The sequence below is a fragment of the Cupriavidus sp. KK10 genome, from assembly GCF_018223725.1.
GTDB lineage: Bacteria > Pseudomonadota > Gammaproteobacteria > Burkholderiales > Burkholderiaceae > Cupriavidus > Cupriavidus necator.
Window position 1 is genome coordinate 777830 of record NZ_CP073678.1, and the last position, 25881, is coordinate 803710.

A 25881-nucleotide genomic window follows, 5' to 3' on the forward strand; every position below is an offset into this window, starting at 1 on the left:
TCTGTTTCCGGTTCATTGGCATGGGCGGCCTTCCAGGCAGCCCAGGTGGTATTGGGTGTCGCCGTGCAGTTGGTCCAGCACCAGCACGCGGCGCAGGTAGTGCCCGACGGCGTATTCCTCGGTCATGCCGATGGCGCCGTGCATCTGGATGGCTTCCTGCGTGACCTGGCGCGCGGCCTGGCCGATATAGGCCTTGGCCGCATGCACCTGCGCGGCGCCGCCGGCCAGGTCATTGCGCCCGGCGAGCGCCAGGGCCAGCGAGAGCGACAGGCTGCGGCTCTGCTCCAGCGACGCCAGCATGTCCACCGCGCGGTGCTGCAAGGCCTGGTTGGCGCCGATCAGCTTGCCGAACTGCTTGCGGGTCTTGAGGTATTCGACCGCAAGGCTGCAGGCGGCTTGCATAGCGCCCACCATCTCGGCGCAGGCGGCGCTGATGCCGGCGGCGAGGATGCGCCGGAGCACGGCGCTGGCATCGGAGGCCTCCAGCAGCTCCGCCTGCGCGCCGTCGAGCCGCACATCGGCGGCCGGCGTGCCGTCGATCAGCCGATAGCCGTCGCGTTGCACGCCGACACCGCTGCTGTCGACCAGGAAGAGCTGCACCCCCCTCTGCGCAACCTGCGCAGTGACGAGCAGATAGTCGCTGCCTGCCCCATGCAGCACGCACGGCTTGGTGCCGAACACGCACCAGCCGTCCACGCCGGCGGCAGCCTGCACCGACACGCGCCCGGGGACGGCTTCGCCATGCGCCCAGGCCAGCTTCAGGTCTCCCTGCGCGATGGGCGGCAGCAGCCTGGCCTTCCGTGCCGCAGACCACTCCGCCGCGGCAATTGCTGCCGATGCCATGACCGCGGTGCCGTGGTAAGGCTCCAGCGCCAGGCAGCCGCCCAGTGCCTCGGAGATCAGCATCTGGTCGACGGCATCGCCGCCGAAGCCGCCATGCTCTTCAGGAATTGCCGCGCCGAGCACGCCAAGTTCGGCCAGCGCCTGCCACACCTGCTCGCTGTGGCCGCTGTCGTGGGCCGCATACTGCTGGCGCTTGTCAAAGCCGTACTCGCGGCCCAGCAGCCGCGACAGGCTGTCCAGCAGCTGCTGCTGCACATCGTTGAGTTGCAGGTTCATCGCAGATCCAGGACCGTGGCTGAAAGAATGTTCTTCTGTACCTCAGTGCTGCCGCCAAAGATCGAAACAGCGCGTGAATACAGGTAAGACTTGGCGAGCGTGCCGGTATCCGCCCGCAGCGCGCCGGTGCCGTTCATGCGGCAGATCACGTCGGTGATGGCCTGGAAGATTTCACTGCCGCGCGCCTTGAGCATGGGCGAGAGCTTCATGTCCGCATGCCCGCCATGCATGCGCAGCTGCGTGACCTCCAGCGCGTGCAGGTCAGCCTCGATCATGGCGATGCGCCCGCGCCAGGGCGCGATGGCATCGGCAGGCCACCCTTCGGACTCCAGCCGGCCCAGCAATGCCCTGGCATACGCCACGCGCTCCTTGCTGCGGCCGATGCCGGCAACATAGGCGCGCTCATGCCCAAGCAGGAACTTGGCGTAATCCCAGCCACGGTTCTCCTGGCCGACAAGGTTCTCCACCGGCACCAGCACGTTGTCGAAGAACACCTCGTTCAGGCTATGGCGGCCGTCGATGCTGACGATCGGGCGCACCGTGATGCCCGGCGACTTCAGGTCGATCAGGAGAAACGAGATGCCGGCCTGCGGCTTGGCGGCATCGGGGTCCGTGCGCACCAGGCAGAAGATCCAGTCCGAGTAGTGCGCCTGGCTGGTCCATATCTTCTGGCCGTTGACCACGTAGCCGGCCGCCGTGCGCTCGGCACGGGTTTTCAGCGAGGCCAGGTCCGAGCCGGAACCGGGTTCCGAGAATCCCTGGCAGACCTGGATATCGGCGTTGAGCAGCTTCGGCAGGAAGGTCTCGTGCTGCGCGTTGCTGCCGAAGTGGATCAGCACCGGCCCCAGCATGGTGATATTGAAGATGTGCGGTGGCGGCGCCGGCGCGCAGGCGCATTCGTCAGCAAAGATCTGCTGTTCGGCGGCATCCCAGCCGGCGCCACCAAAGGCCCTGGGCCAGGCCGGGGCACCCCAGCCGCGCGCATTCAGCCGGCGCTGCCAGAGTTCGGTGTCCGCCTTGCTGGCAAAGCCCCCGGCGCGCAGGCGCTGGCGCATGTCGCCGGGCAGGTTTGCGGCGATGAAGTCGCGGATCTCCTGACGGAACGCCTTGTGTTGCTCGGAGTAGAGCAGGTCCATGGTTGTCCTTCCGGTTGATGGGCGGGGTCAGTACCCCTTGAAGCCGGGGGCGCGTTTCTCCGCGAAGGCGCGCAGCCCCTCCTGCATGTCGTAGGAACGCTGGTGCGTGCGGAACGCCAGCAGTTCGTGGCGCAGCGCGTCGGCAACCGGTTTGTCGGCGGCCTCGGCCGCCACCTGCTTCATGCGGGCGAGCACCAGCGGGCTGCGGGTGGCCAGTTCCTCGGCCAGCGCCTGGGCGTGGGCGGCCAGTTCGCTGTCGGGCACCACCTCGTTGACCAGGCCGTGCCGCTCCATCTGCGCGGCCGTGAAGGTGCGGCCGGTGAACAGCAGGAAGCGAGCCACGTTGACCGGCAGCTTGCGCGGCAGCACCGCCGCGCCGCCCGCACCCGGAAATACGCCAAAATTGGCGTGCGCGTCGCCCAGGCGCGCCGACTCGGCCGCCACCACCAGGTCGCAGGCCAGCACCAGCTCCAGGCCGCCCGCCACGGCCAGGCCGTTGACCGCCGCGATCACCGGCTTGGGAAAGGCCCGCAGCGTGGCGAAGAACCCGGTCGCCACGTCAATGAAATCCGCTTCGCCGGCCGCCGCCGGCGCGGACACCTCCTTCAGGTCGGCACCGGCGCAGAACGCGCGCCCGCTGCCGGTCAGCACCACGACGCGCACCGCGGGGTCGTCGCGCCACTGCCGCAGTTGCGCATCGAGTCCGCGCATCAGTTCGCAGCTCAGGCTGTTCATGGCGGCGGGCCGGTCCAGGGTCAGCCAGCCCACCGTGCCGCGCAGTTCATGCAGATGACTCATCGCCGTTCCCCGCTCAGCACAGTTCGACCGCCACGGCGGTGGCCTCGCCCCCGCCCAGGCACAGGCTGGCCATGCCGCGACGCAGGCCACGCTGCCTGAGCGCGTGGATCAGCGTCACCAGCAGCCGCGCGCCGGTGGCGCCGACCGGGTGGCCGAGCGCGCAGGCGCCACCATTGACGTTGAGGCGGCCGTGCGAGATACCCAGCTCCTGCAGTGCGACCATGGCCACCAGTGCAAAGGCCTCATTGACCTCGTACAGGTCCACGTCCTGCGCGCTCCAGCCGGTCTTGGCCAGCACGCGGCGGATCGCGGCGACCGGCGCATCCACGAACTGCTGCGGGGCCTGCGCATGCGTGGCATGGGCAGCGACGCGCGCCAGCGGGGTCAGCCCCTGGCGCAGTGCATCGCTTTCGCGCATCAGCACCAGCGCGGCGGCGCCGTCCGAGATCGAAGAGGCATTGCCTGCCGTGACCGTGCCACCGTCGCGGAACACGGCCTTGAGCGCCGGCAGCCTGGCGGCGTCGCACTGACCCGGTGTTTCGTCGCGCGCAAGCAGGGCTTCCTCCTGCTTGCGCTTGAGCCTGACTGGCGCAATCTCTTCATCAAACGCGCCCTCCTGCACGGCCCGCTGCGCGCGCAGCAGGCTTTCGCGGGCATAAGCATCCTGGGCCTCGCGGCCGACGCCGCGTTCCTGCGCGGACAGGTCGGCGTAGTGGCCCATCAGGTGGCCTTCATAGGCGTCCTCCAGGCCGTCGCGGTACATGTGGTCCAGGAACTGGCCGTGGCCCAGCCGGTAGCCGTGGCGGCCGCGCGGCACGATGTAGGGCGCGTTGGTCATCGACTCCATGCCACCGGCCACGGCCACCGTGCAGGTTCCGGCCAGCAGCAGGTCGTGCGCCAGCATCACGGCCTTCATGCCCGAGCCGCACATCTTGCTCAGCGTGGTGGCCGGCGTAGACACCGGCAGGCCCGCGCCCAGCACGGCCTGGCGCGCCGGCGCCTGGCCCAGGCCGGCGAACAGGCAGCAGCCCATGATGGCTTCGTCGACGCTGGCCGGGTCGACCCCGGCCTGGGCGACAGCGGCACGGATGGCGACGGCCGCCAGTTCCGGTGCCGTATGCTGCGCCAGCGCGCCATTGAAGGCGCCGATCGGGGTGCGCCTGGCGCCGACGACAACGATGGAATCAGTCTTCTGCATGGTGTGTGTCAAGGGTTCTGGTGTCAGGCTGCGGCAGGCGACAGCTGCTGCCGCGCGAAGTCCAGGATTTCCTGTCCGCCGCCGGTGTGCCGGACGAACAGCGCGTCGCCCAGCAGCGTGGCGCAGGCGGTTTCCGTTCCCGCGCAGGCTCGCCATTCGTGCAGGCGGCGCGTGAACAGGCCCAGTGCCAGCGCTTCGGTGATACCGATGGCGCCGTGCACGGCGTGGGCAATCGCGGCAACACGGCTGGCTGCCTCGCAGCAACGCAGCTTGGCGGTGGCCGCCAGCAGCGGCGCGGGCAGGACACCATCCGCGGCACAGCCCAGGCGCGCGCCGAAGGTGGCCGAACTGGCCTGCTCGGCCAGCACGCTCAGTTCCTGCTGCATGGCCTGGAACTGCGAAATGGCGCGGCCAAACTGCTGGCGGTCGTTGACATACCCGACACTCATGGCCTGGATACGTGTCATGGCGCCGGCCATGCCAGCCGCATGGGCGGCGTTGCAAACGGCTGCCACGTCGGCGCTGCCGGCCGGCATGCGCAGGATGGCCTGGCTGGCCGAGGCCCAACGCAGCGTGGCGGAAGCTTGCGGCCGATAGGTGCCAGGCGTGGCCTGGGCGAGACTGCGCGGCATCAGCAGCCATTCGCCGCGCCACCCCACCAGCACCTGGTGGGCCAGCGCGCCGCCCGGCACGTCGCGGCACACGATGGCATCGCCGGACACGGGCACCGCGGGGGCGACTGCGATGCACTCGCCCTGGTGCGCATGGCCGGTGCTGGCCAGGATGGCCCGGGCGAAAACAGTCTCGGCAAAAGGATGGCTCAGGCCGGCTCGGCCGGCGGCCAGGAACAGCGGGAAGGCATCGGTCAGCGACAGGCCGGCGCCACCCTGCTCCACCGGGACCAGGGCGTCGGTGAAGCCCAGCGCATCGATGGCGTTCCATTGCGCATCGGCATCCTGGCCGGACTCGCTGCGCCGTACATGCTCATCGGTGCACAAGCCGGCCAGCGCGCGCTCGAAGGCCTCCATCAGGGAATCAGTCATCGTGTCTTTCATCTCAGCGAAGTCCGAGGGAGCGGGCGATGATGCCGCGCAGGATCTGGCGGGTGCCGCCGCGCAGCGAGAAGCTGGGCGACAGCTGCGTGATATAGGCTTGCGCCCGCAGCAAGTCGTCGGATGGGGCAAAGCCGGGCATCTGCTCCATCGCCTCGCTGATCCAGCCGGGCACGGCCTGCTCGAACTCCGTGCCCAGGTCCTTGACATAGGAAGCATCGATCTCCGGGTTCTCGCCGCGGTCCAGGCGCGCCGCCACGGCCAGCGACATGGCGCGCAGCACCGCCATGCGGCCCGCGATGCGCCCGGCGATGGCCTTGACCGAATCCGGTACCGGCAGCCCGCAGGCCCTGACCTCGGCCAGCCAGGTCTCGGCCAGCATCAGGCTGGTCAGGATGCGTTCCGGCCCGCTGCGCTCGAAGGCCAGCTCCGCGGTGACCTGCTTCCAGCCAGAGCCTTCTTCCCCGATCAGCGCGCCGGCCGGCAGGTCCACGTCCTCGAACACCACCTCGCAGAAGTGGCTGTCGCCGGCCAGGTCGCGGATCGGGCGCGCGGTGATGCCGGGCAGGCTGAGGTCGATCAGGATCTGCGACAGGCCCTTGTGGCGGTCGCCATGCTGGCCGGAGGTCCGCACCAGCGCGCACATGTACTGCGCGCGGTGGGCATTGGTCGTCCAGATCTTGCGGCCGTTCAGGCGCCAGCCGGTTTCGGTGCGTACTGCGCGGGTGCGTACCGATGACAGGTCCGAGCCGGTATCCGGCTCGCTCATGCCGATGCAGATGAAGATCTCGCCGCGAATGAGTTTCGGCAGGAAGAACTGCTTCTGTGCTTCGCTGCCATAGCGCAGGATCAGCGGTGCGGTCTGGCGGTCGGCAAACCAGTGCGCCGACACCGGCGCGCCGGCGGCGATCAGTTCCTCCACCAGCACAAAGCGGGCAAAGGCGCTGCGGCCCGCGCCGCCATATTCGGGCGGCAGCGCCAGGCCGATCCAGCCCTGGCGGCCCAGCGCGCGGCTGAAATCGGCGTCAAAGCCCATCCAGGTGCGCGCGCGCACCGGCACCGGCACCTTGCTCAGTGCGGATTGCAGGAACTGGCGGATCGTGCCGCGCAATGCCTCATCTTCCGGCGGGATGGTGACGAGCGGCATGGTGTCGAAGGTCGAATTCAAAGTGGCTCCCGGTATCTGGTTCTGGATTCAGGCGGCAGGTTCATCGGCCAGGCGCGTTGCGCCCACTCTGGCCAGCTCGCCGATCTGTTCCTGGCTGTAGCCGGCTTGCCCGAGCACCTGTGCGCTGTGCTCGCCCAGGCGTGGCGCCTGCCGCGTGACCTGCGGCGGTGACTTCGACCACTTGGACGGAACCGCCATCGAGCGGATCGCGCCCTCGCTCGGGTGCTCGACCACATCGAAGAAGCCCACCGCATTGAGGTGCGGGTCGGCCAGCAGCGAGTCCACGGTATGCAGCTGCATCACCGGCATGTCAGCCGCTTCCAGGATGGCAGTCCATTCCGCGGTGGTGCGTGTGGGCATGATCTCGGCCACCATCCTGTACAGCTCGTGGATATGCTTGTTGCGCTCGACAATCGAGCTGAAGCGCGGATCGCTGTCCATCAGGTCCGGCTGGCCGATCAGCGCCAGGAACTTGCGCCACTGCTTGTCGTTGTAGAGCAGCACGCACAGATAGCCGTCCTTCGTCATGTAAGGGCGGCGGTGCTCGTTGAGGATGCGCGAGTAGCCGCTGGGGCCGATGGGCGGCTCGAAAGTCAGCCCGCCCATGTGATCGCCGAGGATGAACTGCGCCATGGTCTCGAACATCGGCACCTCGACCGACTGGCCCTCGCCGGTGCGCTCGCGGTGGTACAGCCCCGCCGTCACGGCGTTGACCGCGGCCAGGCCGACGATGCGGTCGGCGATCGCGCTGGGCGCGTAGCGCGGCACATCGCTGCCCGCCAGCTTGGCCAGCGTGGGAATCGCCACCGCACCCTGAATCAGGTCGTCATAGGCCGACTTGGCCGCATACGGGCCGTCCTGCCCATAGCCGTACAGGCCCACATACAGGATGCGGGGATTGACCTTCGCCACCTCCTCATAGCTGAGGTTCAGGCGCGCCATCGCCTGCGGGCGCACGTTGTAGATCAGCACGTCGGCATTGGCCGCGATCCGCAGCAGCGCTTCACGCCCCGCGGGCTCCTTCAGGTCCAGCACGATGCTGCGCTTGCTGCGGTTCGCATGCAGGAAGATGCCGGACATGCCGGCATGGCGGCGCGGACCCACTTCGCGCACGGTGTCGCCATCGGGCGGCTCTACCTTGATCACGTCGGCACCGAGGTCGCCCAGGATCTGCGTGGCATAGGGCCCCATCAGGACCGTCGTCATATCGACGATGCGCACGCCATGCAGGGGGCCGCTCATGCGGGGCTCCCGGCCTGCGTCACAGGCATCGGACTGTGGGCGTTGCTTGTCATCTTGTCTTCTCCAAACGTACTGGCATGGATGCTACGTGGGGCGATGACGTGTGAAAAATACTTTGTGTGTGTCGATCAATACATGGCCTGTATCGGCGCGCCATATGGAATGGCTCATCGCGATGCGGCCGGCGCCACAGGCTGCAGGCTGCGGCGAGCCACAAAAAAAAACTCCGGCACAAGTGCCGGAGCGAAAGCCCGTGCCACCGACTGGTAACGGGCGTGGAGACAACCTGCATGGACCCGGAGCAGCCGGCGCGGCAGCGCATGGGTACTGAAGCGCCCACCGCACGCGACCTGCGCCCGGTTATGCTTCTGTTTGCCGGTCCCAGTCAAAGCGCGCCGGTTTGCCGTTGAGGAATCCGTCGACGGCCTCCGCGTAGTACGGCACTGCCGACGCCAGCGCCTGCGCCTGGCATTCCAGGTCCAGCAGCGTGTCATAGGGGCTTTCAAAGCTCCGGTTCAGCGCGCGCTTTGTCAGCGCCAGCGCCTCCTGGGGTGCTGCCGCGAAGCGCCGCGCGAAGCGCCTGGCTTGCTCGGGCAAGGTGTCGGTCGGGTGAATCGCATGCACGATGCCGCAACGCCGGGCATCCGCCACCTCCAGGCGGCGCCCGGTAAACATCAGTTCCTTCGCCAGCGTCATGCCCACCACGCGCGGCAACGCATACAGCGAGCCCATATCCGGCAGCAGGCCGACCTTGGCGAACGACATGCAGAACCAGGCGCGCTCCGAGGCCAGCACGAAGTCCGCAGCCAGCGCCAGCGAAAACCCCGCGCCCGCCGCCGCACCGTCCACTGCGGCGATGACCGGGATCTCCAGGTCGCGCAGGCGCCGCAGCCACTTGTGGATGTCCTGCAAGCGGCGGCGCATCATTTCCGGCCTGCGCGCCGAGGGGTCCGGGCCGGAGAAAATGTCCTGGATGGCCTTCAGGTCACCGCCGGCGCAGAAGCTCCCGCCGGAGCCGGTCAGGATCAGCGCGCGGATGCTGCGGTCCGCTTCCACGCGGTCCAGCATGTCGTGGTAGTCCTGGCGCATCTCCGGCGACAGTGCATTGCGTGACGCCGGGCGCTGGTGCGTGAATTCGGCGACGCCGTCCGCGATGCTGAGGTGGCTATGCCGCAAGGGAAGCTGCTGGGCCTGCATCATCTTGTTTCCTTTGCCGAGTGGAGGTACGCAAGTGCGCCTGCGGCCGCCTGGAAGGCGGGCTGGCGAGCCGGCGGATCCAAGTGTGGCGCCGCGGCTTCCTTGCCGCCCCCCTCATCTCAAGGGGGCACCGTCGCGTTCACTATGAATCGGCACCTAATTGCAGCACCCCGCCCCCAATGGTGGGGGGCGTTGCCGCTGCAGCGCCCGCATAAGGTGTAGGCATCAACAAGGCCCGCAGGCCGAAATCTGAGAGACTTCCCATGAACTTCCAACCCGACTCGAACCTGGATAGCTTCCGTCAGGAAGTCCGTCTGTTCCTTGGCCGCAACCTGCCCGCGGACATGCCGCGCCGCAAGGACGGCATGCGCTCGCCGCGTGCCGAGCTGGTGCGCTGGCAGCGCATCCTGAACGCCAACGGCTGGGGCGCGCCCTACTGGACCAAAGAGCACGGAGGCACCGGCTGGAGCGTGGCGCAGCGGCTGGTGTTCGACGAGGAATGCGCCGCGGCCGGAACGCCCTCGCTGGACGCCTTCGCGCACAAGCTGGTGGGACCGGTGATCAACTACTTCGCCACGCCGGAGCAAAAGGCCGAGCACCTGGCGCCGATCTTCAACGGCGACCGCCTCTGGTGCCAGGGCTTCTCCGAGCCCGGCTCCGGTTCCGACCTGGCCTCGCTGCGCACGCGTGCCGAGCGCGATGGCGACCACTACGTCGTCAACGGCCAGAAGATCTGGACCAGCTACGCCCACCAGGCCGACTGGATCTTCCTGCTGGTGCGCACCGGCAACGAGACCAAGAAGCAGGCCGGCATCAGCTTCCTGCTGGTGGACATGAAAACGCCGGGCATCACCGTGCGCCCGATCATCAGCATCGACGGCTGCCACCACCTGAACGAGACCTTCTTTGACAATGTTCGCGTTCCCGTCGGGAACCTGGTCGGCACCGAGGGCGAAGGCTGGAAACTGACCAAGTTCCTGCTTAACAACGAGCATGCCACCACCGCCGACCTGCCCACGCTGCGGCGCTTCCACCGCCAGTTGCAGGCGCTGGCAGGCACGGCCCGCGCCTGCGGCGTAACGCTGGCCGAGCGCCACGAGTTCCTGCTGCGGCTGGCGCGCTATGAGGCGGAACTGAAGGCAATCACCGTGATGGTCCAGCGCGTGGCGGAGATGGAGCAGGACCACAGTCCGGCGGCGCATGCGATGGGCTCCATGCTCAAGATCCGCGGCACCGAGCTGCAGCAGAAGATGAGTGAATTCCTGGTTGAGTCGCTCGGAGACCATGGCGCGGTGTCGTACCCTGACCCGCACGCGCAGCAAGCGCCTACCGGCGCGACGCTGCCGCCGCAGGAAACCGCGCAGGGCGTGGCCACGGAGATGTTCTTCCGTCGCGCTACCACCATCTACGGTGGCACCAGCGAAATCCAGCGCTCGATCATCGCCAGGACGCTGTTCCATTTCTGAGGCTGCAAACAAGCACGCCCGCAGGCGATAAAGCCTGCGGGCGTGGCGGAGTTCTCGCCGCCGGCCCTGGCAGCCGGCCGGGTAGCGCTACGGGAAGCGCCTGACAATCGACTCCGCGATACACACCGGCTTGCTGCCCCCCTGCCGCTCAACGGTCATCTCGACCTTCATCTGGGCACCGCCCTTCTCCAGCGCCTCGAAAGACAGCAGCTTGAAATGCGCACGCAGCAGGCTGCCCACCGGCACCGGCGCGGGAAAGCGCACCTTGTCCAGGCCGTAATTCACGCCCGTGCTGCTGTTCTGAATCTTGTAGGCGGTATGGGAAAACGCCGGCAGCAGGCTGAGCGTAAGGAAGCCGTGCGCGATCGGCACGCCGAACGGGCCATTCCTGGCGCGCTCAGGGTCAACGTGGATCCACTGGTGGTCACCGGTGGCGTCCGCGAACAGGTTGACGCGGTCCTGCTCCAGCGCCAGCCAGTCGCTGGTGCCGATGACTTCGCCGACCAGCGGCTGCAGGTCACTGATGTTCTCGTAGGTCTTCATGCTTGCACTTCCTTTCCGGTCAGGGTTGCCTGCAGTGCCCGGGCATTGGCCGCCTCGTGCAAGTCTGCGTTGCCAAACAGCACGTCCGCCACCACGGCGCGCTTGAAGTAGTGGCCGACGGTGTATTCCTCGGTCATGCCAATGCCGCCGTGCAGCTGGATGCCTTGCCCGCAGACATAGCGCGCGGCACGGCTGATTAGGGTCTTGGCCTGCGACACGGTGCGCGCCAGCGCCTGGGCGCTGTCGTTCTCGATCGACCCCAGCAGCGCATACAGCATGGAGCGGGCCACTTCCAGTTCGGCCGCCATGTCGGCCATGCGGTGCTGCAGCGCCTGGAAACTGCCGATGGGAACGCCGAACTGCTTGCGCACCTTGAGGTATTCGGCGGTGATCTCGATGGTCTTTTCCATACCGCCGACCAGCTCGGCGCACAGTGCCGTGATCGCATGCGTGAGCCCGTGGCCAAGCGCGGCCTGCGCCGTGCCGGGTTCGCCCAGCAGCGCGTCGGCCGGCACCAGGGCGCCGTCGAACGCCACTTCGGCGGCCCAGCTGCCGTCATGCAGCGGCAGCGGCGTGCGCCTGACCCCTTGCGTGTCCGCCGGGACCAGGAACAGGCTGCACAGGGCGGCCTCCCCGGCCTTGCCCGGCAGGACGGCAGAGACAATGAAGGCGTCGGCATCGCAGCCGCCGAGCACCAGGGTCTTGGTGCCGTGCAGACGGTAGCCGCCCGGCGCCGGCTCGGCGCGGGTCGCGACCGGCTCAGGCAGGCCGCGCGACTGCGCCTCGCTGTAGGCCAGCGCGAAGCGGCGCGAACCATCCGCCAGCGCGGGCAGCAAGGTCTCGAGCTGCTGCGGCGTGGCACCTGCCACCAGCGTCTGCGCAGCCAGCACCGCACAGCCCAGGTAGGGTTCGACCACCAGGCCACGGCCCAGCTCCGCGGCAATCAGCATGGTGTCGATGATGGTGCCGTCCAGGCCACCGGCCGCCTCCGGCAATGCCGCCGCCAGCCAGCCGTTCTCGGCAAACATCGCCCAGTGCCGGGCGTTGCACGGCTCGCCTGACTTCAGCCGTGCCGTGCGGGCTTCGAAGTCGTAGTCTTTCTCGACAAAGCGGCGAACGCTGTCCTGCAGCAGGCGCTGTTCGTCAGTCAGGTTGAAGTTCATGATCAGTTTCAGAGTTGGAACATCGACTTGGCGATGATGGAGCGCTGCACCTCGCTGGTGCCGCCGTAGATGGTCGAGGCGCGGCGAAAGAACATTTCGTTGGCGATGCCACGTGCCTCATCCTGCTCCGGCAGCGCGGGCGCCACGGCGCCGGCCTGCGGGATCGGGTAGGCCACGGCGCCGTAGTCGCCCAGCGCATCGACCAGAAAGCTGCTCATCTTCTGCAGCAGCTCGGTGCCGCGGATCTTCAGGATGGAACCCATCGCGTGTGCCGCGGGGCTGTGGTCCTGCTCCATCGCCGCCACGCGTTGCACCAGTGTGGCAATGGCGGCAAGCTCGGCCTCGAAGCGCGCCAGCTGCAACGCGAACTCGTGCCGGTCCAGCAGCACGCTGCCTGCAGGGCAGTCGCGCGTGGCCAAGGCCCGGATCCGGGCCAGGTAACGCCGCAGCATGGGCAGGTCAGCGGCCGTGGCATGCTCGTTGTTGAGCAGGAACTTGGTGAGCTTCCAGCCCTCGCCCTCCGCGCCGACCAGGTTCCCGACGGGAACGCGGACATTGTCAAAGAAGGTCTCGTTCAGGTGGTGGCAGCCGTCGATCGTGACGATCGGGCGCACGGTAATGCCGGGCGTCTTCATGTCCAGCAGCAGGAAACTGATGCCGGCCTGCTTTTTCACTTCCGTGTCGGTGCGCACCAGCAGGAAAATCCAGTCGGCACGATGCGCGTAGCTGGTCCAGAGCTTCTGGCCATTGACGATGTAGTGGTCGCCGTCGCGCTCGGCGCGCGTGCGCAGCGAGGCCAGGTCGGAGCCGGAGCCGGGCTCCGAGAAGCCCTGGCACCACTGGCGCTCGCCGCTGAAGATATGGGGCAGGTGCTCAGCCTTCTGTTCTGGCGTGCCGAAGGCATTGAGCACCGGGCCGAGCAGCTTCTGCGCGCCGGTGTCCTGCGAGGGCGCGCCCACGGCAGTGCACTCCTCGTCAAAGACCAGGCGCTGCATCACGCTCCAGCCAGTGCCGCCATGCTCAGTCGCCCAGTACGGCGCGCCCCACCCCTTGGCGTCAAGGATGCGCTGCCAGCGCGTCAGTTCGGCACGCGGCGAGCGCGTGCCGATGCGAATGCGCCCGGCCAGATCCTCAGGCAGGTTATCGCGCAGAAACGCGCGCACCTCCTCGCGGAAGGCTTCGAGCCCCAGGTCACGTTGAAAATCCATGGCTAGTCTCCTCGGAAACCGGCGGCGGGCGGCCAGGCGCCCACCGCCACGGCAAGGCTCAGACCGGGTCCCAGGGGAAGACGTCGCGCGAAAGGTGCATCGGGATGAAGCTGCCCTGCAGCATCGGGATGGCGCGTTCGACGCACGACTCAACGGTCCAGCCGTCGCTGTTGTGCGCGGTGCGGATCGGGCGCGGCTGCGAGAACAGGTAGATCTCGTTGTTGCGCACGCCGAAGATCTGGGCGTTGACATGGCTGGCCTGGTCGCTGAGCAGCGCAAGCGTAAGCGGCGCGATCTTGCCCGCCTCCAGCCGCATGTTGATCTTCATGCGCTCGGCAGCCTCGGGGGTGTTGGTCGGGATGCTGCCCACCATGCGCGTGAACGCGAACGGTGCGATGCAGTTCGAGCGCACGTTGAACTTCTGCATGTCCACCGCGATGGACTTGGACAGGCCCACGATGCCCATCTTGGCCGCCGCATAGTTGGCCTGGCCGAAGTTGCCGATCAGGCCCGAGGTGGAGGTCATGTGCACGAAGGCGCCGCTTTCCTGCGCCTTGAAGTGCGGCGCGGCCGCGCGGGCCATGTTCCAGCTGCCCTTCAGGTGCACGCGGATGACGGCGTCGAAGTCGTCCTCGGTCATCTTGTGGAAGATGACGTCGCGCAGGTTGCCAGCGTTATTGACCACGCCGTCGATGCGGCCGTAGGTATCCAGCGCCTGCTGCACGATCTTCTGCGCGGCGCCCCAGTCGGCCACGCTGTCGGTGTTGGCGACAGCCTGGCCACCGGCGGCCAGGATCTCCTCCACAGCTTGCTGTGCCGGTCCGGCGCTGCCGCCCGAGCCGTCCATGTTCACGCCCAGGTCATTGACGACCACGCGCGCGCCCTGGCGCGCTGCTTCCAGCGCGATGCCCTTGCCGACGCCGGCGCCGGCTCCCGTGACGATGATGACTTTTCCTTCCAGCAAGCTCATGGTTGGTACTCCATTGATGATCGGTTGAACAAACTTCGGTCTTGGCAAGCAACTGCCGATGTAGCCATGATTGCGTGCCCGGCGGCGGGGGGCACTACCCGTCGCGGGTGGCAGCTGTGGAACGGAGCTTATGGAGCCATGCCGTTTGGTCAAGACATCAGGAACCACTGTCATTCCCTGCGCAGGCGGGAACGACGAGCGGCTGGCTGCGCGGCGCAGGCGCTGAGGGAGGGGCCTGGGGTGCGGGCCAGCGCTGCTTGGCCGGAATGACAAGCCGGGACCGGAGCGTGCCGGATCCCCCGGGCCGCTCAGGCGGGCCCGTCGCCCGCCACCGGCGCTTCCAGGTCGCGCAAGCGCGCCGCCGCCCCGCCGCGGCCGCAGACGCCGAGCTTGGCGTAGATGTTCTTCAGATGCCACTTCACCGTTTCGGCCGAAACGTTGAGCACCTTGGCGATCTTTTTGTTCGACATCGCCTGGGCCAGCAGGTGCAGGATCTCGCGCTCGCGCTCACTGAGCGCAGCGATCGCACCGGCTGCCGCCATCGGCCGCGCCGGCCGCGGTGCCGGCGCAGCGCGGCTGGCCGCTGTCAGCAGGCGCCGGATGTAGAAGCGCAGCACGGGATCTCCCACCTCCTGGTCCGCGAGGTTCGCGAGCGCCTCCGGCATGCCGGCGGCGGCATCCAGCAAGGTGCGTGTCAGCCCCAGCCTGTGCCCCTGGCGCATGGCCTCGACAAAATCCTGGTGTGCGGACTGAACCTCGCCCAGGCCCTGGCGGGCGATGGCCAGTTGCAGGCGCAGGCCGGCCGCGCCCAGTAGCTCCTCGGCCTGTCCACAGGAGGCCAGCCGCCGGGCACAGGCCAACGCGCCGGCGTAATCCTTGGTGTGCAGCGCCATCTCGATGCGGGCGCGTGCGGCCGCCGCGGCTGTGACAGCGGCCTTCTGCGGTCCGCCACCGGCGGCGCGCGCGGCAATCGCCTGCACCCGTTCCAGCGCCACGTTGGCACGCTCAGTTTCCCCCAGCTGCAGGTGCCAACGCAGGCGCAGTACCTGCGACTCGGCCTGCAGGCGGTCCAGCCCATAGCGGTCGGCATAGGCATCCAGCCGGTCCAGGCTGGCCAAGGCCTGCGCGCTGCGGCCGTTGACCCAATGCGCACTGGCCAACACCGTGGAGGCGCGCAGCACCACCTCAGGCAGCGACACGCGCTCAAGCACGCCTATGCGCGGCTCAAGCAACTCGCAGGCGGCCTCGGTCTCGTTGAGTTCGTAGAGGGCATCGGCAAGCAGGCCGGCCGCCATGCCGGCCAGGCCCGCATAGGCTGCGCCAAAGCGCTCGGCCTCTTCCATCACCTCGCGCACGATCTTGCAGGCCTGCCTGATGCGACCCTGGCGCGCCAGGCTGATGGCATGGATGCAGCGGCCCAGTTGTCCGCTGCGCGGGGCTTCGGTGCGCTGGTCGGCTTCGTCCAGCACCTGGCGCGCCAGGTCGTACTGGCCGCGCCGGGTCAGCAGCCACGAGACCACGTTGGCGCGCGCATGCCACGCAAAGTCGTCGGCATCCGGCGGCGGCTCCCATAGCTGCGGCAGCATGACAGCCGCCTCGTCGTTGTCGTCCAGCTGATGCGCAAGGCCGGCACGCAACAGCAGCAGAGTATACCGCTCGCACGGCTGCAGCCCGGGCTGCCGCGCAGCCATCTCATCCAGGCTGCGCCGCAGCGCATCGAAGTCACGGCTGTACAACTGCACGTAGGCAAGCACCACGTGTAGGCCGAAGCGCCTGCGCACCTCTTCGGCCGGCAACTGGCGCAACAGGCCTGCCAGCTGGACCAGTTCGCCGCGCTCCAGCAACTGGCGGGCACAGGCTTGCACCATCCCGGCCGCAGCCTCCGCATCGCCGGCCCTGACCGCATGGAAGACCGCATCGTCGATCTCACCGCGGGCCTCGAACCAGCGCCACGCCGTGCCATGCAGCGCGCCCTGCGCGGCTTCTCCCTGCGCTGCCAGCCGGGTCAGCAGGGTTTCACGCAACAGCGGATGGAGGCGGTACCAGGTCTCGCAGTCGTGACCGCCGATGGCGCTGATAAACAGGTTGTCGGCCACCAGCTGGCACAGACGCCCCTTGATCTGCACGACGGCCCCCGGCTCGCCCAGGATGGCGGCGCACAGCGGTGCGCAGATGCGCTGGCAGACCGCCACGCGGGTCAGCAGCTCGAGATCAGCCGGCGCCAGCCGCGCCAGGACTTCGCGCTCGAAATAGCCGGCAAAGGCGCCTGCATCGCGCACCTGGACCGGCGCACAATCGCCGCCAGGCCGCGCGCGCAGGTCGATGGCGAACAGCTGCAGCCCGGCCACCCACCCGTCGGTCAGCGCATGCAGTGCGCCAGCCACGCCGCTGTCGACGCCACCAAGCTGCTCGCGCAGAAACCGCTCCGACTCCGATGGCGTGAAGCGCAGGTCGCGCATGTCGAACTCGGACAGCGTGCCCTGCATGCGCTGGTGCTCGAGCGACAGCACCAGTGCGCTGCGCGAGCTGAACACCAGATGCACCTGCGGCGGCAGGTAGTCCAGCAGCCATTGCAGAGCCTGCAGGATGCGCGCGTCGGCAATCTCATGCAGGTCGTCGATCATCAGCACCAGCTCGCGCTGCCGGCGCGCCAGGGCCTGCACCAGGGTGATGACCCACAGTTCGATGGCAGCTTCGTCGATTTCGCTGCCCGTCAACTGCTCGGCCTCGTGCGCCGCGGCCGGGTCGGCTTCGGCGATGCTGGCCAGCAGGCAATCGAAGAAGCGCGCCGGCTCGTTGTCTTCCACCGACAGCGTCAGCCAGCAGACGTCATAGCCAAGCGAGATGATGGCCTTGCGCCATGCCATCAGCGTGCTGGTCTTGCCGCTGCCCGCCTGGCCCTGGATCACCACGCAGCGTTGCTGGCGCGCGTCCACCAGACGCGACAGCAACGCCTCGCGCGGCATCAGCTGGCGCGCGCCCCGCGGCGGCTGTATCTTGGCATCGGCGATCGGCCGCGGCATGCGCGCGGATGCTGCCGGCAGCGGCCCGGCGCCGGGAACGGGCGCGACGCCGAAGCGCGAGGCCTCGGCATCGCCCATGTCCTGGCTCGAATCCGGCCCCACGGCGGGGAGCGGCTGTGGCACCCCGCGCAGCCAGCGGTACGAGGTCCCGGGACCGGCCTGCGCCGCGGCTTCAATGGCCGCCAGAAGCTCAGGAATGCCTGACGGGAATGCGAGGGATGGCCGTCCTGCCTGCGCCTCGCGCAACAGGCGCTGGATGGCACGCAGCCAGCCAGGCCAGGTGGGCGCCAGCTGCAGCCGGATGCGAGGATGCTGCTGCAGCCACTGCTGCACTCCGGCATGGTGATGTCCGGCCGGGTTGTCCGTGATCACGCACACGGCCTTGCTGGCCGGTATCGCGAAATCGAGTTTGCGCAGGAATGCCAGCCAGTCGGCATGCCGCTCGTTTGCGCAGACGGCCGCGGCGGTGGGCAGCGCGGCTTCCAGCATCTGCAGCGCCGTCAGCAGGGAGGTGGCAAGGCTGCGCTGGTGTGCGGGCAGTGCGCGTCCGGCTTGCCTGGTACTACCGTGTCCGGGCAGCGGCGCAATAGCCCCCTGCTCGTCCGAGCACAGCGCCAGGGCGTGGACGGACGAGGCCATGTACAGCCCGACGATTTCCGATGCGCAGGCATCGACGTCCGGCGTGCCTGCAGTGCGAGGCATCCCGGTGGCGGCCAGGCCAGCCGCACGCCAGTGGCGTGAAATGCTTGCGGGGCTCACGCCGAGCTCTCCGGCCAGACGCCTGGTACTCCATGGCCGGGAGGTGCCGTCCTGATGCTCGCTGGCCAGGGCCACCAGGCGGGCCACGTCCACCTTGACCGGCGGCGCGCCGCGCGGCAGGTCCTGGACGATGCCCGGCAGACCCGAAAGTGCGTAGCGCTCGCGCCAACGTGCCACCTGGGCCCGGCCGATGCCGAGCTGGGGCGCGATCGACTTGTTCTGCTCGCCGCATGCCGCCAGCAGGACGATGCGGGCGCGCTGCGCCAGCCTGGACGTTTCTTCTGCCGCTGTGGCCAGCGATTCCAGTTCGGTGCGTTCCTGTTCCGACAGGACAATTGGCGGGGCAACACGCATTGACAGCCTCTGCGAATTGACGGGAAAAAAATGCGGCGGCGCGTTGCGCATCCTGCCGCCAGGACTTCTGTCCGGCGCGGGCCGGGGCAAACCATGCGTCAGTCGATGGTGGCGCCGGCACGCTCAATGGTGGCCTTCCACTTGGTACGCTCTGCGCGCACAAACCCGGCAAACGCCTCCCCGCCGAGCGGCAGCGGCACGCCGCCCATCCGGTGGATGGCTTCCACCACAGCGGGATCCTTGAGCAGGCGGGTCACGTCCGCCTGCCATTTCGCCACCACGGCTGCCTGAGTCCGCGCCGGGAAGAACAGGCCTATCCACGAGGTGGATTCCGCGCCGGGATAGCCCGCCTCGGCAATGGTCGGCACCTGCGGCAATGCCGGCAGACGGGTTGCGCCGGTCACTGCCAGCGCGCGCAGCTTGCCGGCCTGGATCTGCGCCAGCGTGGAGGTGGGGTAGTCAAAGGTCAGGTCGACCTGACCGCTCAGCAGGTCATTGATGGAAGGCGCGCTGCCCTTGTACGGGATATGCACGAACTTCACGCCGGCCAGCGTCTGGAACAGCTCGGCCGCCAAGTGGCTGCCAGTGCCATTGCCGGCCGAGGACACCGACAGCTTGCCCGGGTGCCCCTTGGCATACGTGACCAGGTCCCTGACCGTCTGGTAAGGCAGCTTGCCGTTCACCACCAGCACGTTCGGCACAGCAATCAGTCCGTGTGCCGCGACAAAGTCCCTGGCCGGATCGAAGCGCAATGACCGGTACAGGAACTGGTTGCTGGCCATGGTGCCCTGCGTGCCGAGCAGGACCGTGTAGCCGTCCGGCTCGGCACGTGCCACGACTTCCGAGGCAAGGTTGCCGCCGGCACCGGGACGGTTGTCGACGATCACCCGTATGCCGTAGTCGCTTGTCATCCTGGCCGCAACCAGGCGCCCGAGCTGGTCGGTGATACCGCCCGGCGGGCCCGGCACGACCAAGGTCACCGGCTTGGCCGGATAGGCCGTTTGCGCGAACGCCGCGGGCGCAGTGGCGGCCAGCGCGCCGCAGGCCAGCAGCACTGCCTGGCCCAAGGATGCCCAGCGGGCAAGCCGGGTTCTGAAAGAGGGGGTGAGCGATGTCATGGGCTGTGTCTCCTGTGTGCCGGATATGCCGGCCTTGCCCTCTGAGGGGACTTATCGTACTCATGTTCTACTGAATGTCGTATATATATACGATATATCGTAGTTAGATGATAGTCTACGTCATTTCGTACTCGTGTACCAGGTTTCGTAATTTAGGGCGAATGGATAGTGGACGGCGCTGGTGCCCGATGCCCGGTGTTTCACGGAAAGCGAGCCATATCCCTCCCAAAACAGCGGTCCCGTGCCGATGCCCCCCTTGGTGGAGTGGGGTCACGCCTGCGTTCGCGCAGGAAACTGGTTCCCGACGCCGCGCCTGCGGATGTTGCCGCCGCGCGGCAACCCCTTTCGAGACAAGACGATGCAGTTTCAACAGATCCCGCCAGATACACGTACGACCGGCCCGCGCCAGCGCCACGTGTCCAGAACCGCGCCGCAGGCCGTTGCCCCGATGGAGCGGCTGATGGACTTGCTGCAGGAAGTCCGCCAGTTCAGCCTGCAGCTGCAGCGCTGTGCGCGGGAATCGGCCGGCACGCCCGGCCAGCTGTCATACGCCGACACGCTGCACGCACTGCTGGACAGCCGCATGCAAGGCGGCGACGCGCGCATGCGCATCGTCTGCTACGCCTCGGCAGCCGAGCTCGGCGTGCCGGTGGAACTGGAGGCCGAACACTGCAGGCAGGCAATGAGCGGCGTGGCCGGGTTTGCGCTGCGCGTGCTGTTCTGGGCGGCGCACCGCCGCATGCAAGGCGCGCGGCGAGGCCGCCACGGCGCCTGGCTGCAGCCGCAGAGCTAACGACACCGATGAAGTGCCCGGGTGCGCAACCCGCCCGGTCCGGCACAGAGGCCAACATGAACCCGACTACCCCCACCCGCCAGCCCATTCACGTGCGCCGCATCACCTGCACTGGCTATGAACGCAGCGATGGCTTGTTCGACATCGAGGGCGAAATGCAGGACATCTCGCCCACCGGCACGGACCTGCTGTTCAAGCTGGTGCCCCCGGGGGCCGCGATTCACCACATGCGTATCGTGCTGACGGTGGACCGCGACCTGTTGATCCACGACGTCAGCGCCAGCATCGAAGCCGGCCCGACGGTGCACTGCCCGGACATCTCGCCGGCCTATGCGGGCTTAAAAGGCCTGCAAATTCGCGGCGGGTTCCGGCAGAAGGTCAAGGCGATCGTGGGCGGCGTGAACGGCTGCACCCATCTCACCGAACTGCTCGGCCCCATGGCCACTACCGCCATGCAGACCACCATGGCGGTGATGCGCCGGGAGCGCAACGGCAACAAGCCCACGCCGGACGGCAAGCCGATTCCGCGGCCGATGCTGATCAACAGCTGCCACACCTACCGTGAGGACGGCGAGACGGCAAAACTGTTGTGGCCCGAGGGCCGGCGCGCCGGCCAGGCCGCTCACGGCGAATGAAGCGCCCCGGCAACCAGTTTCAACAACCAGAACGGAGGAGACCTATGCATGGATTTGCGACACGGGCAAGCCGGCCACTGAAGGCATTGCTGGCCTTGCTGGCAGTGCCGGCGCTGATGCAGGCGGCTGCGGCACAGACCTATCCGGAGCGCCCGGTGCGGATCGTATCGGTCACCAGCGCCGGCACCGGACTGGACGACTACACCCGGCTGCTGGCCAAATACCTCGGCCAGAAGCTGGGCCAGAGCTTTATCGTGGAAAACAAGCCCGGCGCCAACATGATCCTCGCCAGCGACTATGTCGCCAAGGCCGCGCCAGATGGCTACACGCTGCTGCTGTCCGGCTCGGGGGCCATGGCCGCCAACCCTTTCCTGTTCAAGCGCCTGCCTTACGATCCGCAGAAGGATTTCGTGCCCGTCGCGCGCATGTCGGCGCTGCCGGTAGCCGTGGTGGTAGCGGGATCCTCGCCCTACCGCACCCTGGCCGACCTGGTTGCGGCGGCCAGGGCCAGGCCGGGCAGTCTCAACTACGGCACCTCCAGTACCGGTTACCGCACCATCCTCGCCGCCGTCAACGACGCCGCCAAGATCCAGGCCGTCAGCGTGCCCTACAAGGCCATGAGCACGCTGCTGCCCGACCTGATGACGGGCGTGGTGGACTATGGCGCCGTGGAGGTTTCCGCGGTGATCCCGCACGTGCAGACCGGCAAGCTGCGCGCGCTGGCCGTGGCCGCGCCGGCCCGGGTGCCGCAGCTCAAGGATGTGCCAACGGTCGCCGAGGCCGGCGTGCCGAATGCATCGTTCAACACCTGGACCGGCCTGTTCGCGCCGGCCGGCACGCCCCCGGCCATCGTGGACAAACTGGCGCAGCTCACGCTGGAGTTCGTCAGATCGCCGGAAGCCGCGGCGCACTATGCGGCCCGTGGCGCCGTGCCCTACCCCGCCAGCGGCCCGGAACTGCGCAAGACCATTGTCGAGGACCAGCAGAACTGGAAGCGGATGATCGCCACGGCCGGCATCGAGCCGGAATGATCCGCGCGGCTGCCTCACAGAACGGGATGCCCGGCATCCTGACACTCCTCTCTGACCCAACAGGAAAGCAAGCATGAGCATCAAAGGCAAGGCATACATCGTCGGCGCCTACGAGCACCCGACCCGCAAGGCCCCGGACAAGACCGTGGCGCAGCTGCACGCGGAAAGCGCCAAGGGCGCGCTGGAAGACGCGGGGCTGTCGCTACAGGACGTGGACGGCTACTTCTGCGCCGGCGACGCGCCCGGACTGGGCGTGCTGAACATGGTCGACTACCTCGGCCTCAAGGTGCGCCACGTGGACTCCACTGAAACCGGCGGGTCGTCCTACCTCGCGCACGTCTCGCACGCGGCGCAGGCGATCGCCATGGGCAAGTGCAATGTCGCGCTGATCACGCTGGCAGGCCGTCCGCGCTCGGAAGGCTCCAGCGGCACCAAGGCGCGCAACTGGGGCAGCGACCTCCCCGACCTGCCGTTCGAGGCGCCCTTCAGCCCGCTCACCGTCAACATGTACGCCATGGTGGCGATGCGCCACATGCATGAGTACGGCACCACGCCCGAGCAACTCGCGTGGATCAAGGTGGCCGCGTCGCACCACGCGCAGCACAACCCCCTCGCCATGCTGCGCGATGTCGTGACCGTGGAAGACGTGCTGAACTCGCCGATGATTTCCGACCCGCTGCACAAGCTCGACTGCTGCGTGGTGTCCGACGGCGGCGGCGCGCTGATCGTCGCCCGTCCGGAGATTGCCGCGAAGCTGAACCGCCCGAGGATCAAGGTGCTGGGCGCCGGAGAGCACGTCAAGGGCCAGCTCGGCGGGGAAGTCGATCTCACCTGGTCGGCAGCGAAGGTGTCCGGGGCCGCGGCGTTCGCCGAGGCCGGCGTCACGCCCGCGGACATCCAGTACGCGTCCATCTACGACAGCTTCACCATCACCGTGCTGATGCAGCTGGAAGACCTCGGCTTCTGCAAGAAGGGCGAGGGCGGCAAGTTCGTCGCCGACGGCAACCTGATCTCGGGCGTTGGTAAGCTGCCCTTCAACACCGACGGCGGCGGCCTGTGCAACAACCACCCGGCCAACCGCGGCGGCATCACCAAGGTGATCGAGGCCGTGCGCCAGCTGCGCGGCGAGGCCCATCCCGCCGTGCAGGTGAAGCACTGCAACCTGGCACTGGCGCAGGGCACCGGCGGCCTCCTCGGCTCACGCCATGGCAGTGCCACCCTGATCCTGGAACGCGAGTAATCGCTGTAGCCGTCCACGCAAGGCATCGAGCAAGATCATGACGACACCCTACACCCCCACTACCTTCAAGGCTCCGTCGGAGCAGCCCGACAACGCCGAGTTCTGGCAGGCCGCGCGCGAAGGCCGCCTGCTGGTGCGCCACTGCGACAGCTGCGGCAAGCCGCACTGGTACCCGCGCACGCTGTGCCCGTTCTGCATGGGCACCACCCACTGGAAGCAGGCCGGCGGCCACGGCACCGTCTATTCGTACAGCGTCACGCGCCGCGCCGGCCCCACGCCGTTCTGCATGGCCTATGTGACGCTTGACGAAGGCGTGACGATGATGACCAACATCGTCGATTGCAACCTTGACGCCGTGCATATCGGCCAGCGCGTGCAGGTCACGTTCTCGCCCTCCGACAACGGCCCGCCGGTACCGACCTTCAAGCCGCTCTGATAGCTGCCGGGGAGCGGCCATGTCGCCCTCCCCGGTCCAAGTGCCCCTGCCATGCCGCCGCCCTCTGCGTCCAGCCCGAGAGAGGGAACCGATTGCACACCCAACCCCAGCACGCCGACCATGCCTACCCACTCCACACCAGACTGCCTGCTGAATCCGCGCTCCGTCGCCGTCATCGGCGCCTCTGACGACCCCGGCCGCATCGGTGGCCGCCCGATCGCCTCGATGCGCAAGCAGGGCTTTGCCGGCCGCATTCTGCCGGTCAATCCGAACCGCACCGAGGTGCAGGGCCTGCCCGCCTATGCCTCGATTGCGGACTTGCCCGAAGTTCCCGACGTCGCCATCGTCGCGGTGCCCGCGTCGCAGGTACAGGGCGTAGTGGAAGCGCTTGCCGGGCGCGGCGTGCGCGCCGCCATCCTCTTCAGCGCGGGCTTTGCCGAAGTCGGCGGCGAAGGCCCGGCCATGCAGGCCGCCATGGTCGCGGCGGCGCGGCGTGGCGGCATGCGCCTGCTGGGACCGAATTCGCTGGGCCTGGCCAACCTGCATAACGGTTTCATCGGCACCTTCTCAACCTTCACCGGGGTCGCCGAGGTGCGCGCCGGCCGGGTCGGCATCGTCAGCCAGTCTGGTGCCTACGGCAGCCACCTGGTGGTGTCGGCCATGGAAGCGGGCGTCTATCCGTCCAGCGTCGTCATGACGGGCAACGAGGCCGACCTGACGGTCGGCGACATCGTCCGCCTGCTGGTGGATGACCCCAATACCGATGTCATCGCCCTGTACTCCGAGGGCATCAACGACGGCGACGGGCTGGTCGAGGCACTGCAGGCAGCGCGTGCGGCGCGCAAGCCCGTGGTGATGATGAAGGTCGGCCGCAGCGAGGTGGGCGGCGCGGCGGCGCGCTCGCACACCGCTTCCATCGCCGGTGACGACGCCGTGTTCAGCGCCGTGCTCGACGAACTTGGGGTGGTGCGCGCGCGCACCACCGAAGAAATGCTCGACATCGTGCGCCTGGCCATGCGCGGCGTCTTCCCGGCCGACAACACGCTGGGCGTGATCACCGTGAGCGGTGGCGCGGGCGTGATCGTATCGGACGTCGCCGAGGAACTCGGCCTGCCGATGCCCGAGATGCCCGCGGCCGCGCAGGCGCGCATGCTGGAGATGCTGCCGATCTGCTCTCCACGCAATCCGGTGGATACGACCGCCCAGTTCATCAACGATCCGTCGCTCATCACCCCCTTCACCGAGGCCATGGTCAGCGAGGGCGGCTACCGTTCCGTGCTCGGCTTCTTCAGCTACGCCGCCGCCTCGCCCGCTGTGACCGAAACTCTGCTCGCGCAGTTGGGCAAGGTGCGCGAGCGCTACCCGGACCGTCTCTACGTGCTGGTCGCCCGCGGCCCGGCCGAAATGATGGCGCGCTATGAGGAGGCGGGCTTCACCGTGTTCGGTGACCCGACCCGCGCCGTCACGGCCATCGCCGCCATGGGACGCTTCGGGCGCGTCTTTGCCGCCACGGCACCGGCGGCAGCGCCGCAATTGCCGCCAGTGACCCTGCCGGCCGAAACCCCCACCGAGGCGCAGGCCAAGCAGTTGCTGGCCCAGGCCGGCATTGCCAGCGCCCCCGAACGCGAATGCCGCACTGCCGAGACCGCGGTGCTGGCCGCCCGCGAGATCGGCTACCCGGTGGTGATGAAGATCCTGTCGCCGGACATCCTGCACAAATCCGAGATCGGCGGCGTGCTGCTGGATGTGCGCGACGAAGCCGCCGTGCGCAGCGGCTTCGAGACCCTGATGGAACGCGCCCGCCAGGCCGCGCCCGACGCGCGCATCGAAGGCGTGCTGGTGGCCAGGCAGCTGTCGGGCGGCGTGGAATGCATCATGGGCATCAACCGCGACCCGACGTTCGGCCCCGTCGCCATGTTCGGCCTGGGCGGCGTCTTCGTCGAAGTGCTCAAGGACGTGGTATTCCACCGCTGCCCGTTCGGCGAAGACGTGGCCGAAACGATGATCCGCTCGATCAAGGGGGCGCCGCTGCTGCTGGGCGCACGCGGCCGGCCGGTGGCGGATATTGCGGCGCTGGCACGCACGCTGTCGCGCCTCTCCGCGTTCGCTGCCGCAGCCGGCCCGCGCCTGCAATCGGTGGACCTCAACCCCGTCTTTGCGATGCCGAAGGGCGAAGGCGCGTACGCCGCGGACGCCGTCATCGAAATCAACTCGTGCGCTGATTAAGCGTCA

General features: G+C 68.2%; 21 protein-coding genes. 7 read left to right on the top strand and 14 right to left on the bottom strand.

What is annotated here, in order from left to right:
• Positions 1-12 precede the first annotated feature (12 nt).
• The 8 genes from KB879_RS34945 to KB879_RS34980 form a co-directional block, all read right to left on the bottom strand.
• Entirely contained in the window at positions 13-1119 is a 1107-nt protein-coding gene (locus KB879_RS34945; protein WP_211984175.1) for an acyl-CoA dehydrogenase family protein, read from the bottom strand.
• Positions 1116-2255 (bottom strand): acyl-CoA dehydrogenase family protein, encoded by a 1140-nt coding sequence (locus KB879_RS34950; RefSeq protein ID WP_211984177.1) that lies wholly within the window; start codon positions 2253-2255, stop codon positions 1116-1118. Before KB879_RS34950 ends, KB879_RS34945 begins: the two co-directional genes overlap by 4 nt.
• Positions 2256-2282: 27 nt before the next feature.
• Positions 2283-3053, bottom strand: coding sequence for an enoyl-CoA hydratase/isomerase family protein (locus tag KB879_RS34955; protein WP_211984179.1), 771 nt, complete (start codon positions 3051-3053; stop codon positions 2283-2285).
• 13 nt (positions 3054-3066) lie between these two features.
• Positions 3067-4251, bottom strand: a complete 1185-nt coding sequence (locus KB879_RS34960; protein ID WP_211984181.1) for an acetyl-CoA C-acyltransferase — start codon at positions 4249-4251, stop codon at positions 3067-3069.
• Positions 4252-4274: 23 nt separating this feature from the next.
• The gene (locus KB879_RS34965; RefSeq protein ID WP_211984183.1) at positions 4275-5294 is read right to left on the bottom strand and encodes an acyl-CoA dehydrogenase family protein; all 1020 of its coding nucleotides are present in this window, start codon (positions 5292-5294) and stop codon (positions 4275-4277) included.
• Positions 5295-5307: 13 nt separating this feature from the next.
• Complete coding sequence (locus tag KB879_RS34970; protein WP_211984439.1) at positions 5308-6450, bottom strand: acyl-CoA dehydrogenase family protein; 1143 nt, start codon at positions 6448-6450, stop codon at positions 5308-5310.
• Positions 6451-6498: 48 nt separating this feature from the next.
• The gene (locus tag KB879_RS34975; RefSeq protein ID WP_211984184.1) at positions 6499-7713 is read right to left on the bottom strand and encodes a CaiB/BaiF CoA-transferase family protein; all 1215 of its coding nucleotides are present in this window, start codon (positions 7711-7713) and stop codon (positions 6499-6501) included.
• A gap of 360 nt (positions 7714-8073) precedes the next feature.
• Complete coding sequence (locus KB879_RS34980; protein WP_249221526.1) at positions 8074-8913, bottom strand: enoyl-CoA hydratase/isomerase family protein; 840 nt, start codon at positions 8911-8913, stop codon at positions 8074-8076.
• 260 nt (positions 8914-9173) lie between these two features.
• On the opposite strand from KB879_RS34980, the gene KB879_RS34985 reads away from it, so the two are divergent.
• Positions 9174-10376 (top strand): acyl-CoA dehydrogenase, encoded by a 1203-nt coding sequence (locus KB879_RS34985; protein WP_211984186.1) that lies wholly within the window; start codon positions 9174-9176, stop codon positions 10374-10376.
• A gap of 87 nt (positions 10377-10463) precedes the next feature.
• On the opposite strand, the gene KB879_RS34990 is transcribed toward KB879_RS34985, so the two are convergent.
• The 6 genes from KB879_RS34990 to KB879_RS35015 all read right to left on the bottom strand — a co-directional run bounded on the left by KB879_RS34990 (position 10464) and on the right by KB879_RS35015 (position 19514).
• Positions 10464-10919 (bottom strand): MaoC family dehydratase, encoded by a 456-nt coding sequence (locus tag KB879_RS34990; protein WP_211984188.1) that lies wholly within the window; start codon positions 10917-10919, stop codon positions 10464-10466.
• Entirely contained in the window at positions 10916-12082 is a 1167-nt protein-coding gene (locus tag KB879_RS34995) for an acyl-CoA dehydrogenase family protein (protein WP_211984190.1), read from the bottom strand. Before KB879_RS34995 ends, KB879_RS34990 begins: the two co-directional genes overlap by 4 nt.
• An 8-nt stretch (positions 12083-12090) precedes the next feature.
• Positions 12091-13290 carry an acyl-CoA dehydrogenase gene (locus KB879_RS35000; RefSeq protein ID WP_211984192.1) on the bottom strand — a complete coding sequence of 400 codons (1200 nt, stop codon included), beginning with the start codon at positions 13288-13290 and terminating at the stop codon, positions 12091-12093.
• A 58-nt stretch (positions 13291-13348) separates the two neighbouring features.
• Positions 13349-14260 (bottom strand): SDR family NAD(P)-dependent oxidoreductase, encoded by a 912-nt coding sequence (locus tag KB879_RS35005; RefSeq protein ID WP_211984194.1) that lies wholly within the window; start codon positions 14258-14260, stop codon positions 13349-13351.
• A gap of 308 nt (positions 14261-14568) precedes the next feature.
• Positions 14569-18396 (bottom strand): LuxR C-terminal-related transcriptional regulator, encoded by a 3828-nt coding sequence (locus KB879_RS35010; protein WP_211984196.1) that lies wholly within the window; start codon positions 18394-18396, stop codon positions 14569-14571.
• 98 nt (positions 18397-18494) lie between these two features.
• On the bottom strand, positions 18495-19514 hold the full coding sequence (locus KB879_RS35015; RefSeq protein ID WP_211984198.1) for a tripartite tricarboxylate transporter substrate binding protein: 1020 nt from the start codon (positions 19512-19514) through the stop codon (positions 18495-18497).
• A 358-nt stretch (positions 19515-19872) separates the two neighbouring features.
• Here KB879_RS35015 and KB879_RS35020 point away from each other — a divergent pair, with 358 nt between their 5' ends.
• From KB879_RS35020 to KB879_RS35045, 6 genes are all read left to right on the top strand, one after another.
• Positions 19873-20307, top strand: a complete 435-nt coding sequence (locus KB879_RS35020; RefSeq protein ID WP_249221527.1) for a hypothetical protein — start codon at positions 19873-19875, stop codon at positions 20305-20307.
• Between the two features lie 56 nt (positions 20308-20363).
• Complete coding sequence (locus KB879_RS35025; protein WP_211984200.1) at positions 20364-20942, top strand: DUF2889 domain-containing protein; 579 nt, start codon at positions 20364-20366, stop codon at positions 20940-20942.
• A 44-nt stretch (positions 20943-20986) separates the two neighbouring features.
• The gene (locus KB879_RS35030; protein ID WP_211984202.1) at positions 20987-21973 is read left to right on the top strand and encodes a tripartite tricarboxylate transporter substrate binding protein; all 987 of its coding nucleotides are present in this window, start codon (positions 20987-20989) and stop codon (positions 21971-21973) included.
• A gap of 73 nt (positions 21974-22046) precedes the next feature.
• Positions 22047-23213 (top strand): thiolase domain-containing protein, encoded by a 1167-nt coding sequence (locus KB879_RS35035; protein WP_211984204.1) that lies wholly within the window; start codon positions 22047-22049, stop codon positions 23211-23213.
• A gap of 37 nt (positions 23214-23250) precedes the next feature.
• Positions 23251-23649 carry a Zn-ribbon domain-containing OB-fold protein gene (locus tag KB879_RS35040; RefSeq protein WP_211984206.1) on the top strand — a complete coding sequence of 133 codons (399 nt, stop codon included), beginning with the start codon at positions 23251-23253 and terminating at the stop codon, positions 23647-23649.
• A gap of 120 nt (positions 23650-23769) precedes the next feature.
• A complete protein-coding gene (locus KB879_RS35045; RefSeq protein ID WP_211984208.1) occupies positions 23770-25875 on the top strand; it encodes an acetate--CoA ligase family protein in 2106 nt (701 codons plus the stop codon).
• The last annotated feature ends 6 nt before the right edge of the window (positions 25876-25881 follow it).